The following is a 15,971-nucleotide window of genomic DNA, read 5'->3' on the forward strand; positions in this document are numbered from 1 at the left end:
CGAGCGAAGAATGCAATTGTAGTTGACCGTCTTTAAGGAGACCTCCGTGGGAGCTCAAAGCGTTTACCGCGAACAGGATGATGATGCGCACCGCGCCCTGGCCAGTTATTGGGTAGAAGCCCTTAACCAACTGGAGGGTGAGGAACAGATTCAGGGTTTCCTGGAAGCGGCGGAGCAACTGGAAGGCTCTGAGCTGGGTTTGCTGCTGGAGACGCTCCCGGTTGGTGAACGTCGCGCCCTGTGGCCCCATGTGCCGGAGGAAGATCGGGTCGATGCGCTGGTGGCGATGCGCGTTGAGGCTCGAGGCACTCTGTTGTCGGCACTTGAGCCGGAGCAGATGGACCAGCTGCTGGGCGATCTGGACGCGGAAAGTCTGATCGAACTGACGGACAACTTCTCCGACGAGATGGTAGACCGGGCCCTGGCCCGGATGGACAGCCAGCAACGCACCTGGTACCGCGAGTCCCAGGAGTATGACGAGGAGCAGATTGGTCGCTACGTGGATCACGATGTGGTGGTATTGCCCCCCAATGCCCGGGTGGCCGCCGCACTGCGGATGTTGCGTCGATACCAATTGGCCTTTACCGACCGCGCCTATGTAGTGAACCGTAAGGGGATCCTGCAGGGCGAGGTGACACTGTTTGCCCTGTTGCAGGCGGACCCGGACACGCCGGTTCGACACTGCCTTGATGAAGATATCACTCCGATCCCCGCCGATACCCCGGTGCTGGAGGCGGCGGATCGTATGGAGCACGCCGACCTGCCGATGCTGCCGGTCACCGACGAAGGGGGTCGCCTGCTCGGGCGGATGACAGTACGACTGGGCATGGAGATCGTTCGGGAGCATTACGAAGGGCAATTGATGGCCTCCGCCGGTTTGGACGAAGAGGCTGACCTTTTCCTGCCGGTATGGCGCAGCGCCAAACGTCGTGCCCTCTGGCTGGGCATCAACCTGCTGACCGCTTTGCTGGCAGCGTGGACCATCGGCCTGTTCGAGGGCACCCTGAGTCAGGTGGTGGCATTGGCGGTGCTGATGCCCATTGTGGCCTCTATGGGGGGGATTGCCGGCAGTCAGACGCTGACGCTGATCATCCGTGGTCTGGCGCTGGGGCAGGTGACACCGGGCAACGCCCTGGCCCTGTGTCAAAAAGAGATTGGGGTAGCGGTGCTGAATGGCATCGTCTGGGCGGCGGTGATTGGCGCTGTCACCGTGGCTTGGTTTGGCAGCATCCCCCTGGGCGGAGTGATTGCCGCCGCCATCGTCGTCAATATTCTGGTGGCGGCCCTGTCCGGCGTGGCAATTCCAATGATTCTGGACAAGCTGGAGATCGACCCCGCGCTCTCTGGCTCAGTGATCCTGACCACGGTGACCGATGTGGTGGGTTTCTTCACCTTCCTGGGACTGGGCACCCTGTTCCTGTTGGGTTGATCCCGACGCCAACGCCAAACCTTCTTGAGTTATCAAGGATTTTAATGGGGGCGTCGCCAGCGGACTCCGGTAAGCTGGGACTCCCTGTTTCTCCATCCAGCCAAACCCATGTGGATTGCCTTTACCCTGCTGGCGGCCTTTATGCAGGCCTGGCGCAACGCCTTTCAAAGCCAGCTCTCCGCTACCGTTAACGTGGCCGGGGTCACCCTGGCCCGGTTTCTCTGGGCGGGTCCCCTGGCGGCGCTTTACCTGTTTGCCCTGTATCAGTGGCAGCCTCAGTCAATGCCGGAACTCAACCGGGCTTTTGTCGGCTACGTGGTGGGTGCGGCACTGATGCAGATCCTCGCCACCGGTCTGATGGTGAAGCTGTTCCAACTGAAGAATTTCGCCGTAGGCGCCGGGCTGGCCAAGAGTGAAGCCTTGGTGGCGGCCATACTGGGCACGCTGATGTTTGGCACCCACCTGAGTCCGCTGGGCTGGCTCGGTGTGGCGATAGGCGCGGTCGCCGTGATGCTGCTGTCCAGTCACGGCCATTGGCGGCAGATCTCCCCCTCCACCGTGCTGCTGGGACTGGCCTGCGGCAGTGCGTTTGCCCTCACGTCACTCTGGGTTCGGGAAGCGAGCCTGAATCTGAGCCTGCCGTTTCCCCATCGCGCCGCCTGGGTGCTGTTTCTGGTGATCAGCCTGCAAACCCTGGTGCTGCTGACCTACCTGGGTTGGCGCGACCGAGCCACCCTGATGGCACTGTGGCGCCGCCCCAAATTAGTGGGATTGATCAGCGTAACCAGCTGTCTTGGCTCCATTGGCTGGTTCAGCGCCATGTCCCTGCAGGCCGTGCCCTACGTCAAAACCCTGGGGCAGGTGGAGGTGTTCTTCACCCTGATGGTGTCCGCATTCTGGCTGAAGCAGCGGGTCAGGGTGAGAGAGTTTCTCGGACTGTTTCTGATTGCCGTGGCGGCGATCATCGTGATCTGGTTTTAGCCTCGTTATGCATTGCAAAACTGGCTGGGGCTCGTCTATACCCAGCCTTCACACTTCAATGAGCACAGGATAGGGAAAGATGAACCTGATCGATGTCGTGCACTACCGCTACTCCACCAAAGAGTTTGATGCGGACAAGCGCATCCCCGCTGAACAGTTTGAGCAGATCAAAGCGCTGCTGCGGTTCAGTCCCTCCAGCGTCAACTCTCAGCCCTGGCACTTTGTGATCGCCAGTACCCCGGAGGGGCGCAAGCGCTTGAGCATAGGAACGCAGGGGCTTTACCGTTTTAACGAAGCCAAGGTGCTGGACAGCTCCCATGTGATCCTGTTCTGTGCCAAAACCGCCATCGATGAGGCCTACCTGCTTCACCTGTTGGCTCAAGAGGAGCGGGATGGGCGCTTTGCCGAACCCCAGTTCAAGGACGCGGTGCATCAGGGGCGCAGCCTCTTCGTTAATATGCACCGCTACGACCTTAAGGATGCCCAGCACTGGATGGAGAAGCAGGTCTACCTGAATATGGGCACCATCCTGCTGGGAGCCGGGGCACTGGGCATCGATGCGGTTCCCCTTGAGGGGATTGATCCCAAGGCGCTTAACCAGGAACTGGGGCTGATTGAACAGGGCTACACCGCCGTGGCCATGGTGGCATTGGGCTACCGCAAAGAGAGCGACTTTAACGCCGCCCTGCCCAAATCCCGGTTAACGCCTGAGGAGCTCTTCACAGAGCTGGAGTAGGGGGCTTGGCAGGGCGGTCTCAGTCGGTATGCTGAAAGCACCCACTGAGTTGTCTGAGGTTGCCTATGTCCCTGACCCTCCGATCTGCCCGCCGCGAAGATGCCGATGCCGTATTGGAACTGCGTCGTAGCGCCATCCTGTCAGGCTGTGCCGGGCACTACGACAGTGATGATCTGGCTATCTGGACCGAGGGGGGCGCCAGCGAGGCGTTTCTGGCCGACCTTGAGCGGGAGTTCTTTCTGGTGGAAGCCGAAGGGCTGCTGGTGGGCAGCGGCATGATCAATCTGGACAATGGCCGGGTGGATGCCATCTTTACTCACCCCGACTGGACCGGGATGGGGGTGGCTTCAACCCTGATGGCCCTGCTGGAATCCCTGGCCCGGGCCCAGCGCCTGACCCGGTTAAGCCTGGATGCCACCCTGAACGCGGCCCCCTTTTACCGTCACTGCGGGTTTGAGGGGGAGACCGTCGCTGAGTATCAATCACCCAAAGGGATCACGCTGGCCTGCATCCCGATGGAGAAGGTGCTGGACTGAGCCGGCTTCACAGCAAACCGGCTCATCGACGCATCAAAAAATATACCGCGCAAAGCGCGCGCTGGCTCACCAATGACACCGGGCCGATTTGGCACAATCGCGGTTCCGACCGCTCTTGGTGTCTTTCAACGTGCTGAACCTCTCCAATCCCGCCCGGGGCAACCTGCTGGCGGCGCTCTCTTTTGTGCTGTGGGGCATCCTTCCCCTCTATTATCAGCTGCTGCCCGGCGCTGAGATTTTTGAGCTGCTGGCGTTTCGGGTGATCTGGTCGGTCCCCGTGATGGTGTTGGCCATGGTACTGCTGGGCCGGGCGTTACCGGACTGGAAAACCCTGTGGGCCGACAAACGCTCCGTTCTGCTGAGCTTTGTCGCCGGACTGGTGATGTGCATCTCCTGGGCCAGCTTTACCTGGGCGTTGACCCATGGCCAGGTGCTGGCGGCCAGCCTGGGCTTCTTTATCAACCCACTGTTTGCCATTGCGCTGGGTGTTCTGTTTCTGCATGAGAAACTCAGTCGGGCTCAGGGCGCGGCGGTGGTGCTGGCGGCGCTTGGCATCATTTGGCAGGTATGGCACTACGGCGAACTGCCCTGGGTTTCCCTGGCGATGGGCAGCTTCTTTGCCCTCTATGGCCTGATTAAGAAGTTTATCCGCTTCGACTCCTTTACCACGGTGACGCTGGAAGCGGCACTGCTGGCGCCGTTTGCGCTGATCTACCTGGGCTACCTTGTCTTTACCGGCCAGAGCGCGGCTGGTGCCGGTGGCCTGGAAACGGTGCTGCTCTATATCGGCTCTGCGCCGGTAACGCTGGCGCCGCTTATCCTGTTCAGCCTGGCGCTGCGCTACACCAGTCTCACCATGGTGGGCCTGATGCAGTACATCGAACCCACGCTGCAGTTCCTGCTGGCGGTGCTGCTGTTTGGTGAAGTGTTTGATGAAGTGAAAGCGGTCAGCTTCGGCTTTATCTGGGCGGGCCTGCTGCTCTGCAGTCTGGAAGCGCTGCCTGCGCTGCGACGCCATCTGCGTCGGGCCTAAGCGCCTTCCAATCTCGCATACCGCGCCGCAGAGACCGTCGTCCCTGCGGCGTTTTTTTGGAGGGGCCGCTAGCGATTTCGCTATGAACCCATTGGGCATTAATGTTGAAAAGGCGTTCGAATGGCGTTGCTCAAAGTTAGGGGGGTATTCCACTTTTTCTGGTAACGGTCGCTCAGGTCACACTTTGGTAACAGGGTTCAAAAATGGCCACTTTTGAGAAAAGAATGGCCTGCTTCGCGCTGAGTGAGTTCATTAGTCTTCCTTTTGTCATTGCCGGGTAGTGCTGGCCCAAGCGACCCGACGATGCACGGTGTCACGAATAAAAAAGGAAATGATGATGAAGCCCAGAATGTTTGGCGCACCCCATAAAGCCCTGAGTGCAGCGATATTGCTCAGTTTGCTGGCCGCCTGCGGCAGCGATAATAACGACGCACCTGTTCCCACAAACACCCCCCCTGTTGCCAATCCGGTTGAAGCCGGTGCCACCATGGGCAGCAATACGCTGATCGATGCCCTGGCAAACGATACCGATGCGGATGGCGATGCCCTTACCTTGGAGTCCGTTACCCTTTCTGAAGGGCCGGGCACCGCCTCGATTCATAACAATCAGATCCTTTTCAAGCCCGAGGAAGTGGGCGTCACGATTCTTGAATATCGGATCTCAGACGGTAATGGCGGAGAAGCCTCCTCCACGGTGACCATCAGTGTCTCTGCTCAGGTTCTCAGCTATGTGGGTTCCGAGGCCTGCCTCTCCTGTCATACCGACAAGGAAAGCTACCTGGAGACCGGCCACAACTTCAAATTGACCAAGGTTGAGGGGGAGGAGCCGCAATACCCCTTCACTTCCATCGGTGGTTCAGTGGACTTCCTTGAGGTGGACAACACCCTGGGTAATCCCAATGGCTGGCAGGACATCAGCTACGTCATTGGCGGCTACAAGAGCAGCGCCATGTTTATTGACCAGAACGGTTACATCATGGCGGGCAGCAAGGCCGGAACCGGGCTGGCTCCCAAAGGGGAGAACGTCAATGCCAATATGATCTGGCCCTATCATGCCGGCGATACCCCGGACAGCCACGGCTTCGACTATTGCGGCCGCTGCCACACAACCGGTTGGCGGGATACCACCACGGCGATGCACGATGAGCGCAACCCTGACCGCCAGGACGACATGCCGGGTATGGGCGGCACTTTCGCCATGACCGGCATCCAATGTGAAGCGTGCCACGGTGCTGGTTCGGCACACATCCAGCGTCCGACCACAGACAACATCGTGAAGAATGCCGAGGCTCGCACCACGGAAGACTACCTGGCAGACGATATGGGCTTCGGCAAAGCGATTGCCTGTAGCGAATGCCACACCGTTGATGATGCGCTCAAGCGTTATCCCGAATACGTTTCTCCAAAAAACGACATCTTCGGTGGCGACTCTCAAGGCGGACGTATGGCGCTGAAAGAGGGTCGTCGCGATGGCCGTGGCGGTCGACATGCGGCGGATACCCTGATCGGTACTGACCCCGATACGGGAGAGGCATTGGGGGTGAAGAAGAACTTTGCCTGCTCGACCTGTCACAACCCCCATAAGTCAGAGCACTACCAGGACCAGCCCGGCCACGAAGGCGCGATGGTGCGCCAGTGCACCGACTGCCACAGCATGGAGTTTGCCGATGCCAGCGGCGGTGGTATGGCAGCCATGGCCCATGATCAGGCTCAGTGCATCGACTGCCATATGCCGGGTTCCTCACATATGTTTGGAATCGACATTTCCACGGCATCGGATGATGCAAGCCACTACTCGGCGGACGGTCTGTACAACAAGCCCTGGTTACGCGCTTACGACAGCTGCCAGGGGTGTCACCAGGAGGATTACGATGCTCGTGCCGCCCGAATGGTAACAATCCACCAATAATCTGAGAAAGCAGCCAGCGGCATTGTGTCGCTGGCTGCTCTCGCGCTGTTGACACTGGCAATGGGAAACGACTTAATGTGCCGGGCACTTCAGCAGGAGGTTATGTGGAGAGCTGCGATCCGATCCCTGAAATCCAATACCGTGCTCCCACGGTGAAAGAATCAAGTATCGAAGTACTGGATCTGGCGTTGTTCCGGTCGCGACTTGAGAAGTACCGGTTCGACCCCTACCAACCCCATAAAGTGACCTACTTCTGCTTTCTCTATATCACCGAGGGAGAAGGGGAGCACTGGATCGATTCACAACGCTATCCCTATTCCTCCGGCAGCATCATCTTTATCCATCCCAACCAGGTACATGCTTTCGACCCGGGGGACCGGCCAAAGGGCAAGATGATCAACATCACGCCGGAATTTTTCTCATCCAGCACCGTCAATACCCGCACCTCCTACTTTGCGCTGCTGCACCAGAGTCTCTCTGTCTCCCCGGTTTTGCCTCTTCCTGATGAACTGAATGAGAGCTGTCGGGTGTTGTTGAGTGAGGTGAAAAAAGCACAAAGAGAAGAGGGCAATGATGATGTATTGGCACAACTCTTGTTCTTTGCTTTGGTGCTTAAGTTAGCTCGTCGATGTGGCAGCCACAATCATGGTTTGAGTAAGCGTCAGATGGCGCGCTTCGAGCAGTTTCTGACTCTGGTGGAAACGCACTACTGCACCACTAGAGAGGTGAGCCAGTACGCTCAATGGATGCACACCAACTACAAATCCCTCAATCAACTGTGCAAACGCTGCAGTGGCAAGACGGCCAAACAGTTGATCGATTTCAGGATAGTTGAGGAGACAAAACGCAAGCTGCTGATCGAGGGCCTCTCGGTTCAACAGGCCGCGTTTGAACTGGGCTTTGATGACACCAACTACTTCAATAAGTACTTCAAGCGACTGACCGACCTCACCCCGTCTGCTTTTAAGCGCCAGTGTGAGGGGTAGTCAGGCGCGTGGCCCCGGTGATTGCTGGGAGTTTCAGAGCTGGGGCTTTAATGGCCAGAGCATGGTGCCAACGCGGGAGGCCAACAATGGCCCCTGCCGGGGCATTGCTGGCGGTATCGACCCGATGCCCACCTTTGTTCGCGACGTGATTATGCCTTCCGCCGACTAATAGGGGCGAGGGTGGACCAGAGTGGCTGAATCTCCTTGACGGGAAGCAGCCACCGCCAGGCCCACTCTGCCATTCACCATAACTCCCCTCCAGCCTTGCATACCGCCCCATATGGGCGTACTCTGCGGCGTTTTTTCACGCTCCATTTTTCCCGGACGGTACAACGCTGTGATCTCCACCGCCAACATCACCATGCAATTTCAAAAAAGAGACAACGGAATGTCTTGGTTGACGGTGTTGCGGCGAAGGAGGGGAGGGCGTGTCATTGATGCCAGATTTCTAAGCGGGAATCCGAGTGGGTGCTTTTAGGTCGGTTCTACTGGTGCTGGACATGAGATATGTTAAAAAAGAGGCGTTTAAATATCTCGGGTGTAAATTCACATCAGATTTTAAGCTAAAGACATCATCTACTGTGAGATCTTAACACAACCTAGCTCATCATTTATTCTATGAAAAATTTTATCATTGGAATAAAACTCATCAAAATTGAACGACGTATTAAACCTATTCCCCAATATACTTTCATGATATTCATTGATTGAATAGCTGTCTATATCCCTAGTTGTCAAATTCATAACCAAAATCTCTAGAGAGTTATCATAGTGAGTAAACACAACCCTATCTTCGCCACATTCATAAGTATTAGATTTAACTCTAAGAAAAATCGCTACTTCGCTCTCAACGTGAAGGTCAATTACATGTGCCTTAACGACTAAGTCTCCCGTTATCTCATCTACAATATACTGATGATCTGTGTTAGCCCCTTTCATAACTACACCAGTATTCCTCAGTTTAAAATTGCTCAAATTACCAACGTAAATTGATATTGTCATGATGACCACTAGCAGCGCAATGAACTTAGTCAAGGCTAATCTCCATAAATGGGGTTAGTTATGTTAGTGTTCCCTCGAAAATTAATCCCACCTTACCCTGGACACCCACCTTACCCCACCCGGTGGGCGGATTTCATCCTTAGCCACCCATCCGCATGCTTTGCCCTGTGCCGTGCGTTGCGACAGCCTGACAATGCTGCTAACTGGACACCCACCTTACCCCACCCGGTCAGCGGATTTCATCTTTAGCCACACATCCGCACGCCTTGGTTTGCGCCGTGCGTTGCGACAGCCTAACGGACACCTCTGTTAAACCGCCCCCATCCTTGCATACCGCCCCATATGGGCGTACTCTGCGGCGTTTTTTCACACTCCATTTTTCCCGGACGGTACAACGCTGTGATCTCCACCGCAACATCACCATGCAGTTTCAAAAAAGAGACATGGAGATGTACTGGGGGAGGTGCTTTTGAAAGTGAAAAGTCATTCGTGCCTCTCAGTGTAGGGGCACTCATTGCGCAAAAACTTCGACGCACATAGCGGCTGACGATTCGGTATTATCTGGTGTCCTGCAAGCTGAGTTGATTACGGGAGAGGTGGGGTATAGGACACTCCTAGGTTGAAGTTGAATTCTGTCCATCAACCTATTTGCGTCCTAACCTTCGATGGCATAACTTCGAGTTGAGTTAGCTTGAAATATGATGCCCCATTAGTGTCTTAGTTTTCCTCACCAGACCCTATTGCTGGGAGGGAGCAGATAGAACTCATATGTTTCATTTTTTTTACTATTTCTTCTGCGTCATTCACATTGCACATTACAAAGCTATTTACATCGAATATGAATTTGAAGTTAAAATTCTCAATTAGATATTTATAGGGGTTGACAATTCTTATGTCGGAGGTTTTACCTCTGCTAATAACCTTTAGGCTATGCGGGTCGTACTTTATCCTTTGTACTTCCTTCCCAACTTTATCAAAAAATATAACCATCCCGCCTTTAATTTCATACTTTCCGACGCTGTTTATGTACTTAGCCAATTTTATGGATGGAAGTACAAACATAAAATAAAATATGAGCAAGGGGAGCGCCCCGAAAAAAATGAATGTTTTTGCGTCCCCTAGAATAATTGACGTAAAAAACATGAATGATATCCCAATGCTCCAGAAAAACATTGCAAAACCATCTTCTTTAAGAATGTAAATCTTGGAAGTTAGCTTTTCGCACCTAACTACAAGTGAATCCAAACACTTAGAATTTTCCACCGCTCCACTCCCAAGTATAACCGAACCCTACTAACTGGACACCCACCTTACCCCACCCGGTCAGCGGATTTCATCTTTAGCCACACATCGGCACGCCTTGCCTGTGCTGTACGTTGCGACAGCCCGACGGACACCCCTGTTAAACTGCCCCCATCCTTGCATAGCGCCCCATATGGGCGTACTCTGCGGCGTTTTTTCACGCTCCATTTTTCCCGGACGGTACAACGCTGTGATCTCCACCGCCAACATCACCATGCAGTTTCAAAAAAGAGACATGGAGATGCATTGGTTTGAGTTGTTGCAGCGAAGGGGGGAGGGGATCTAGCCCTTATGGAAATGGATCGAATATTACCTTGATAAAGGGTGACTCTTTGTGGATCAGTATTTGTCCCATAGGAAGCAGTACCAAGCCGATTCCGTTGATGCCAGCACCACTACCTAGCGGCACTGGCGAGTGCCGACCAGCCTGCTGGAACAGGCTGGTCGGTTCTACTGGTGCTGGACAATATCATCAATCTGAACTGCATCCTAGCGTGGTGACTAAATCAGAGTTGATGTGATAACTAATCATCCTCTTAGGTTCATAAAGCAGTTCCATTTCACCAAAAATATCCGTTACATGACCAAATCGAGCAACTAGAACAGCATAAGCGTTCATACAAGGCTTATACTGCTCTACTTCGTTCCGATGTAAAAGCACGAGTTTTTTATGAGCACGAAAATCGACTAGGGCTGCATCCTTTGTTGGATACACATAAGTCTTTCCATCTTGGAACAGGAAGTAGCCCTCAATAGCTATCACTTTATCCATGTACCTCTCTGGAAAGTTATGAAGCTCAATAACTGAAACCTCATCAAAAACCTCTTCTGACAAGCAAGAGAATGTGAACAGAATTGAGCAGAAAAAAGTAATCAGCTTTACCATGAACCCATCCTTGTAACTGTGTAATCACCACCAGAAGGCGTTATTTTATATATTGAACTGGTGCTAACTGGACACCCACCTTACCCCACCCGGTCGGTGGATTTCATCCTTAGCCACACATCCGTATGCCCCGGCCTGTCCCGCACGCTGGACACCTCTGTCAAACCGCCTCCATCCTTGCATACCGCCCCATATGGGCGTACTCTGCGGCGTTTTTTCACACTCCATTTTTACCGGACGGTACAACGCTGTGATCTCCACCGCCAACATCACCATGCAGTTCGGCGCTAAGCCGCTGTTTGAAAACATCTCTGTCAAGTTTGGCGGGGGCAACCGCTATGGCCTTATCGGTGCCAACGGTTGTGGTAAGTCCACCTTTATGAAGATCCTCTCCGGTGAGCTGGAGCCGTCTGCGGGTAACGTGTCGAAAGATCCGAACGAGCGCATGGCCAAGCTGGGCCAGGACCAGTGGGCGTTCGAGGAATACACCGTTATCGACACCGTGATCATGGGCCACAAAGAGTTGTGGGAAGTGAAAGCGGAGCGTGACCGCATCTACAGCCTGCCGGAGATGTCCGAAGAGGAAGGGATGCAGGTGGCGGACCTGGAGGTGCAGTTTGCCGAGATGGATGGCTACAGTGCCGAAGCCCGCGCGGGCGAGCTGCTGCTGGGCCTGGGCATTCCGGAAGATCTGCACTTCGGTCTGATGAGCGCGGTAGCGCCGGGTTTGAAGGTACGGGTTCTGCTGGCCCAGGTACTGTTTGCTGATCCGGACATCATGCTGCTCGACGAACCCACCAACAACCTCGATATCCACACCATTCACTGGCTGGAAGAGGTGCTGCAGGCGCGTCAGTGCACCATGATCATCATCTCGCACGACCGTCACTTCCTGAACTCCGTGTGCACCCACATGGCGGACATCGATTACGGTGACCTGCGTTTGTACCACGGCAACTATGACGAATATATGTTTGCCGCTGAGCAGGCTCGCGAGCGTCTGCTGTCTGATAACGCCAAGAAGAAAGCGCAGATTGCTGAACTGCAGAACTTCGTCAGCCGCTTCTCTGCTAACGCGTCCAAGGCCCGTCAGGCCACCAGCCGTCAGAAGCAGATCGATAAGATCCAGCTGGAAGAGGTGAAGGCCTCCAGCCGTCAGTCTCCCTTTATCCGCTTTGAGCAGGAGAAGAAGCTGTTCCGTCAGGCACTGGAAGTCACCGGTCTGTCCCAGGGCTACGACAGCGGTCTGCTGTTTGAAGGCTTGGATCTGAAAGTGGATGTGGGCGAGCGCATCGCCATCATCGGCGAGAACGGCGTGGGTAAATCCACCCTGCTGAACACTCTGGTGGGATCAATGGCGCCGAAGGCGGGTGAGATCAAATGGTCCGAGAACGCCAATATCGGTTACTACGCTCAGGACCATGCCCACGAGTTTGAGCAGGAGATCAACCTGTTTGACTGGATGGCACAGTGGAGCAGCGACGGCGCAGACGAAACCGTAGTACGCAGCTTCCTGGGTCGTATGCTGTTCTCCCAGAACGAGATCAAGAAATCCGCTAAGGTGATCTCCGGTGGTGAGCAGGGTCGCATGCTGTTTGGCAAGCTGATGATGCAGAAGCCCAACATCCTGGTGATGGACGAGCCGACCAACCACATGGATATGGAGTCCATTGAGGCGCTCAACCTGGCGCTGGAGAACTACGCTGGCACCCTGCTGTTCGTGTCTCACGACCGTCAGTTTGTGTCCTCCGTGGCGACCCGCATCATTGAGCTGAAGCCGGACGGCATCACCGACTTCCAGGGTACCTACGAAGAGTATCTGGCCAGTCAGGGCATCGAAGGTTAATCGTGTAGCGTGGGCTTATCGCCCACGTTATGAAGACACCTCCCCGACTCTGCGGGGCGCCATAAAAAAAGCCGGCATCATGCCGGCTTTTTTGATCCCCTAAGGACGATTACTTCTTCGCGGCTTTGTTTTTGCCTGCGATAAAGTCGGTCAGGGCAAACAGCACGCCGGAGGTGACGAAGGTCAGGTGAATGCCCACTTTCCAGGCCATGGTGTCCGGGTTGGTGTTCTCCGCGTCGAGGAAGGTTTTCAGCAGCTCAACGGTGGAGATGGCGACGATGGCGCCAATCAGCTTCAGTTTCAGGTCGGAGAAGCCAACGCTGCCCATCCAGGCGGGGCGATCCTCGTGGTCTTCGGGGCCAAACTTGGAGACAAAGTTCTCGTAGCCACTGAAGGCGATGATCAGCAGCAGGCTGGCCAGCAGCGCCGTGTCCACCAGGGTCAGGATGCTCAGGATCGGATGGCCCTCAGCACCGAGAAATACCATGGCAAACAGGCTCAGCAGCTCCTTGCCAAATTTCAGAAACAGGACGCCAATGGCCAGTACCAGGCCAAAGAAGAAGGGAGCCAGCAGCCAGCGGGCGCTGAACAGAAGACTTTCGAACAGATTTTCCAGACGTTTCATTTTGAATCAGTAAGATAGCGACATCGATAACGGATGACCCGAATGCTCCTGCCCTTTATTCCACTGGAGCAGTACACCAACGGAAACAGGATCGGCGCATTCTACGCGATATGGCTCAAAGAGGTGAATGGTAGTTGACCGAAGTGTTTGTCGTGGGTCGATTTATTCTGTCCGAATGTCCTCGCGCACCAGCTTCTGCAGCATCCCCATCAACTGTTGCCGCTCCTCGCCACTCAACTGGGTAAAGAACTCCTCAGAACTCTGTTTCAGCAGTGGGGCGCTTTCCCGGTTCACCCTTTGCCCCTCTTCAGTCAGCGAGAGCATGCGAGCTTTGCGGTTGGTGTCGCTGCGACTGGCCTCAATCAGGCCCCGCTTAATGCAGTTGTCCACCAGCCGTTTGGTCACCGAGCGGTCTCGCTTCAACACGTCCGCCAACTGCTGCTGAGGAATGCAGCCGAGGTGATCCAGTACCTTAATCGCGCCAACCATCTCCAGGGTGATATCGAACGCCTGCGCCAGCCGCTGGTTGCTGATGGCGCGATACTGCTTCTGCGCCAGCGACATCACGAAGGACAAGCTGTTATCCAGCTCGGGTATGGTGGTGAGGGACGGATTCATCCTTTCGAGTTCCAAATATCAGGCCCGCAAGGGCGGCCAATACAAAAAGGGTAACCGACAACTGCCAGCCGCGTTGCAGCGCGTTGGACAGGCCAAAGTCGTTTACCCCTATATAGAGTTGAATCGGTAAGGCTATCCCAAGCAGGGCATCGCCGTGAAGGGCTTTGTCTTCGCCACTGCTGCGGCTGATTTGAAGGGCAAACAGAAACACCAGCGCGGTCTGGAACAGCGCGAACAGCGGGATCCAACTTTGCTGACCAGCCAGCAGAAGCATAAACACCATCGCCAGGGCGCAGCCCCCCACCTGGGCCAGGAGTCTGTCCCGGAGCACCCCCATAAAGGCACCGCGCTCGGTTTGGGTGGCGGCAAGAATCACCGGCACCATACAGAAGGTGGCCGATACCATATCCACGATCATCAAAAACGCCAGCCCACCCCCCAACAGGGAGATAAAGCGCAGTCGTGCGGCATAGTCCGGAGGCCGTTTCTGCGGCGGTGCAGAGGCCGGGGCTGAGGTGGGCGGAAACCACCAGGCAAAGGTTTTCATCACCACCATGGTGATGAACAGGGAGATGACGATATCGTGCAGGCGGTCCGGCATCGTGGCGGGCATGCCCTGGGCAAAGACCACCATCATGATCCAGTTAAACACCGGCAGCACCAGTGCGTTACGGGCCATGGGGGTGGTAGCACGGACGTGCAGCTGATCAAACAGCACCAGGCTGATTGCCCACACCACGTAAGGGTGGTTGGCAAACAGCTCTACGGTCAATACCGCTGCCGCAGCGGAAAGCAGGACCGGGCGGAACATCCGTGCCAGTCCCCGCCAGGAGTAGTCCCTGGCCTTGGTGACCGACAGGATGGGAAACAGCGCCAGGTAGACCGGCGAGCCCAGGTTCAGCAGGTGACCGAGCAGCATGCACAGCGAAACGGTGCCGGTGATGCGGCCCACTTCGTTCCAATCGGTTTGGGTTCCCATCGCCGCCTCAGTACAGGTAGCGCAGTTGGGCAATGGTACCCATCCACAGGTGGCCGATGGTGCCCCACAGGCTGTCGGGGCGCTGCACCATGATGGAGGCGCGGGCACCGGAGATCAGAGCCGGCTCCAGTCCGGGGACCTCAATGCGGGTGCGGATCTTCTGCTGTTCTCTGATCCAGCGATTGTCATTGCTGACGCTCGCCAGTTCGCCGTTGGCGCTGGAGGCGTCATAGACCGCTTGCTCGCGGTTGGCGATCTGGCCCTCGAACAGCTGGCCCGGCAGGGCATCAAATGCCACCCAAACCGGCGTGCCGTTACCCAGGTGCGCAATCCCTTTTTCATTGAAGTCTGCGCTGATCCAGCTTTGCGCATCGCTGACCAGAAACAGCGCCGGGCTGCCACTGTTGAGGTAGCTGCCGGACTGCAGCTGCAGATTGGTGACGGTGCCATCCACCGGCGCGACAAGGCGGGTACGGGCCAGATCCAGCCGGGCCTGCGCCAGTTTGGCCTGTGCCAGTTCTACCGCCGCGTCACCACTTTTGTCGGACAGTTGCACCTGCAAACGGGCGATCTCCGCATTGGCAGCGGTCACGGCGGCGTCGGCTACGGTAGCGGCGTTCAGGCTGTCATCCAGCGCTTCCTGAGTGATCAAGCCTTGCGCCGCCAACTTGGTGTTGCGATCCAGTTTCAGTTTGGCGTTGCCGGCGGCTTGCTGTTTCTGAATCAGCGTGGCTTTGGCGACGTTCAGTTCCTGCTCCCGGGCCTGATGGTTCTGGTTGGCCTGGGCCAGATCCGCTTCGGCCTGTTCCACCGCCAGTTGGTAGCGGCTGCTGTCCAGTGTCAGCAGGGGGTCGCCCGCTTTGACATGTTGGCCATTTCGAACGGAGACGGTCAGGACATTACCGGAAACCTCCGGTGCGATGCGGGCCACGGTGCGGTGCAGTTGAGCCTGGGTGGTAAAGGGCGCTTGTGTGTCACTGCTCACCAGAAAGGCGGCGAAAGCCAGTGCAATGCCCAGCACCAGATAGAGGCTCCATTGATAGGATGAACGATTCACTTTGTTTCACCTGCAACATAAACGATGGGGGGCAGTATAGCGCCTG

Annotated in this window: 16 protein-coding genes; 9 read left to right on the plus strand and 7 right to left on the minus strand. The window is 55.9% G+C overall.

The window, feature by feature from the left end; all coding sequences use genetic code 11:
• Positions 1 to 46: 46 nt before the first annotated feature.
• The 8 genes from KUV52_RS10165 to KUV52_RS10200 all read left to right on the plus strand — a co-directional run bounded on the left by KUV52_RS10165 (position 47) and on the right by KUV52_RS10200 (position 7,779).
• Entirely contained in the window at positions 47 to 1,429 is a 1,383-nt protein-coding gene (locus KUV52_RS10165) for a magnesium transporter (RefSeq protein WP_222525829.1), read from the plus strand.
• Between the two features lie 108 nt (positions 1,430 to 1,537).
• Positions 1,538 to 2,410 carry a DMT family transporter gene (locus tag KUV52_RS10170; RefSeq protein WP_222525830.1) on the plus strand — a complete coding sequence of 291 codons (873 nt, stop codon included), beginning with the start codon at positions 1,538 to 1,540 and terminating at the stop codon, positions 2,408 to 2,410.
• 79 nt (positions 2,411 to 2,489) lie between these two features.
• A complete protein-coding gene (gene nfsB, locus KUV52_RS10175; RefSeq protein WP_222525831.1) occupies positions 2,490 to 3,146 on the plus strand; it encodes an oxygen-insensitive NAD(P)H nitroreductase in 657 nt (218 codons plus the stop codon).
• 65 nt (positions 3,147 to 3,211) lie between these two features.
• Positions 3,212 to 3,682 (plus strand): GNAT family N-acetyltransferase, encoded by a 471-nt coding sequence (locus KUV52_RS10180; protein ID WP_222525832.1) that lies wholly within the window; start codon positions 3,212 to 3,214, stop codon positions 3,680 to 3,682.
• A gap of 118 nt (positions 3,683 to 3,800) precedes the next feature.
• Complete coding sequence (rarD, locus tag KUV52_RS10185) at positions 3,801 to 4,715, plus strand: EamA family transporter RarD (protein ID WP_222525833.1); 915 nt, start codon at positions 3,801 to 3,803, stop codon at positions 4,713 to 4,715.
• Positions 4,716 to 5,052: 337 nt separating this feature from the next.
• Positions 5,053 to 6,624, plus strand: a complete 1,572-nt coding sequence (locus KUV52_RS10190; RefSeq protein WP_261389958.1) for an Ig-like domain-containing protein — start codon at positions 5,053 to 5,055, stop codon at positions 6,622 to 6,624.
• Between the two features lie 152 nt (positions 6,625 to 6,776).
• Positions 6,777 to 7,610, plus strand: coding sequence for an AraC family transcriptional regulator (locus tag KUV52_RS10195; protein ID WP_222525835.1), 834 nt, complete (start codon positions 6,777 to 6,779; stop codon positions 7,608 to 7,610).
• Complete coding sequence (locus KUV52_RS10200; protein ID WP_315900153.1) at positions 7,600 to 7,779, plus strand: DUF1176 domain-containing protein; 180 nt, start codon at positions 7,600 to 7,602, stop codon at positions 7,777 to 7,779. The genes KUV52_RS10195 and KUV52_RS10200 overlap by 11 nt, the downstream gene beginning before the upstream one ends.
• Positions 7,780 to 8,186: 407 nt before the next feature.
• Here KUV52_RS10200 and KUV52_RS10205 read toward each other — a convergent pair whose 3' ends face one another.
• The 3 genes from KUV52_RS10205 to KUV52_RS10215 all read right to left on the minus strand — a co-directional run bounded on the left by KUV52_RS10205 (position 8,187) and on the right by KUV52_RS10215 (position 10,800).
• Entirely contained in the window at positions 8,187 to 8,645 is a 459-nt protein-coding gene (locus KUV52_RS10205; protein WP_222525836.1) for a hypothetical protein, read from the minus strand.
• A gap of 684 nt (positions 8,646 to 9,329) precedes the next feature.
• On the minus strand, positions 9,330 to 9,875 hold the full coding sequence (locus KUV52_RS10210) for a hypothetical protein (RefSeq protein ID WP_222525837.1): 546 nt from the start codon (positions 9,873 to 9,875) through the stop codon (positions 9,330 to 9,332).
• Positions 9,876 to 10,386: 511 nt separating this feature from the next.
• Positions 10,387 to 10,800: a hypothetical protein gene (locus KUV52_RS10215; RefSeq protein ID WP_222525838.1), complete on the minus strand. Its 414-nt coding sequence runs from the start codon at positions 10,798 to 10,800 to the stop codon at positions 10,387 to 10,389.
• Positions 10,801 to 11,050: 250 nt separating this feature from the next.
• On the opposite strand from KUV52_RS10215, the gene KUV52_RS10220 reads away from it, so the two are divergent.
• Entirely contained in the window at positions 11,051 to 12,646 is a 1,596-nt protein-coding gene (locus tag KUV52_RS10220; RefSeq protein ID WP_222525839.1) for an ABC-F family ATPase, read from the plus strand.
• Positions 12,647 to 12,755: 109 nt separating this feature from the next.
• Here KUV52_RS10220 and KUV52_RS10225 read toward each other — a convergent pair whose 3' ends face one another.
• The 4 genes from KUV52_RS10225 to KUV52_RS10240 all read right to left on the minus strand — a co-directional run bounded on the left by KUV52_RS10225 (position 12,756) and on the right by KUV52_RS10240 (position 15,925).
• Entirely contained in the window at positions 12,756 to 13,271 is a 516-nt protein-coding gene (locus tag KUV52_RS10225) for a TIGR00645 family protein (RefSeq protein WP_222525840.1), read from the minus strand.
• Positions 13,272 to 13,433: 162 nt separating this feature from the next.
• Positions 13,434 to 13,889 carry a MarR family winged helix-turn-helix transcriptional regulator gene (locus KUV52_RS10230; RefSeq protein WP_222525841.1) on the minus strand — a complete coding sequence of 152 codons (456 nt, stop codon included), beginning with the start codon at positions 13,887 to 13,889 and terminating at the stop codon, positions 13,434 to 13,436.
• Positions 13,852 to 14,868 carry a DUF2955 domain-containing protein gene (locus KUV52_RS10235; protein ID WP_222525842.1) on the minus strand — a complete coding sequence of 339 codons (1,017 nt, stop codon included), beginning with the start codon at positions 14,866 to 14,868 and terminating at the stop codon, positions 13,852 to 13,854. The genes KUV52_RS10230 and KUV52_RS10235 overlap by 38 nt, the downstream gene beginning before the upstream one ends.
• Before the next feature lie 7 nt (positions 14,869 to 14,875).
• Positions 14,876 to 15,925, minus strand: coding sequence for an HlyD family secretion protein (locus KUV52_RS10240; RefSeq protein WP_222525843.1), 1,050 nt, complete (start codon positions 15,923 to 15,925; stop codon positions 14,876 to 14,878).
• Positions 15,926 to 15,971: the final 46 nt, after the last annotated feature.

Source organism: Ferrimonas balearica (assembly GCF_019802055.1).
GTDB classification, from domain to species: Bacteria; Pseudomonadota; Gammaproteobacteria; order Enterobacterales; family Shewanellaceae; genus Ferrimonas; species Ferrimonas balearica_A.

Coding starts and splice junctions, on each gene's coding strand:
- KUV52_RS10170 (WP_222525830.1), top strand. CDS start 1,538: ATGTGGATTGCCTTTACCCTGCTGGCGGCCTTTATGCAGGCCTGGCGC.
- nfsB (WP_222525831.1), top strand. CDS start 2,490: ATGAACCTGATCGATGTCGTGCACTACCGCTACTCCACCAAAGAGTTT.
- KUV52_RS10180 (WP_222525832.1), top strand. CDS start 3,212: ATGTCCCTGACCCTCCGATCTGCCCGCCGCGAAGATGCCGATGCCGTA.
- KUV52_RS10190 (WP_261389958.1), top strand. CDS start 5,053: ATGAAGCCCAGAATGTTTGGCGCACCCCATAAAGCCCTGAGTGCAGCG.
- KUV52_RS10215 (WP_222525838.1), bottom strand. CDS start 10,800: ATGGTAAAGCTGATTACTTTTTTCTGCTCAATTCTGTTCACATTCTCT.
- KUV52_RS10225 (WP_222525840.1), bottom strand. CDS start 13,271: ATGAAACGTCTGGAAAATCTGTTCGAAAGTCTTCTGTTCAGCGCCCGC.
- KUV52_RS10230 (WP_222525841.1), bottom strand. CDS start 13,889: ATGAATCCGTCCCTCACCACCATACCCGAGCTGGATAACAGCTTGTCC.
- KUV52_RS10235 (WP_222525842.1), bottom strand. CDS start 14,868: ATGGGAACCCAAACCGATTGGAACGAAGTGGGCCGCATCACCGGCACC.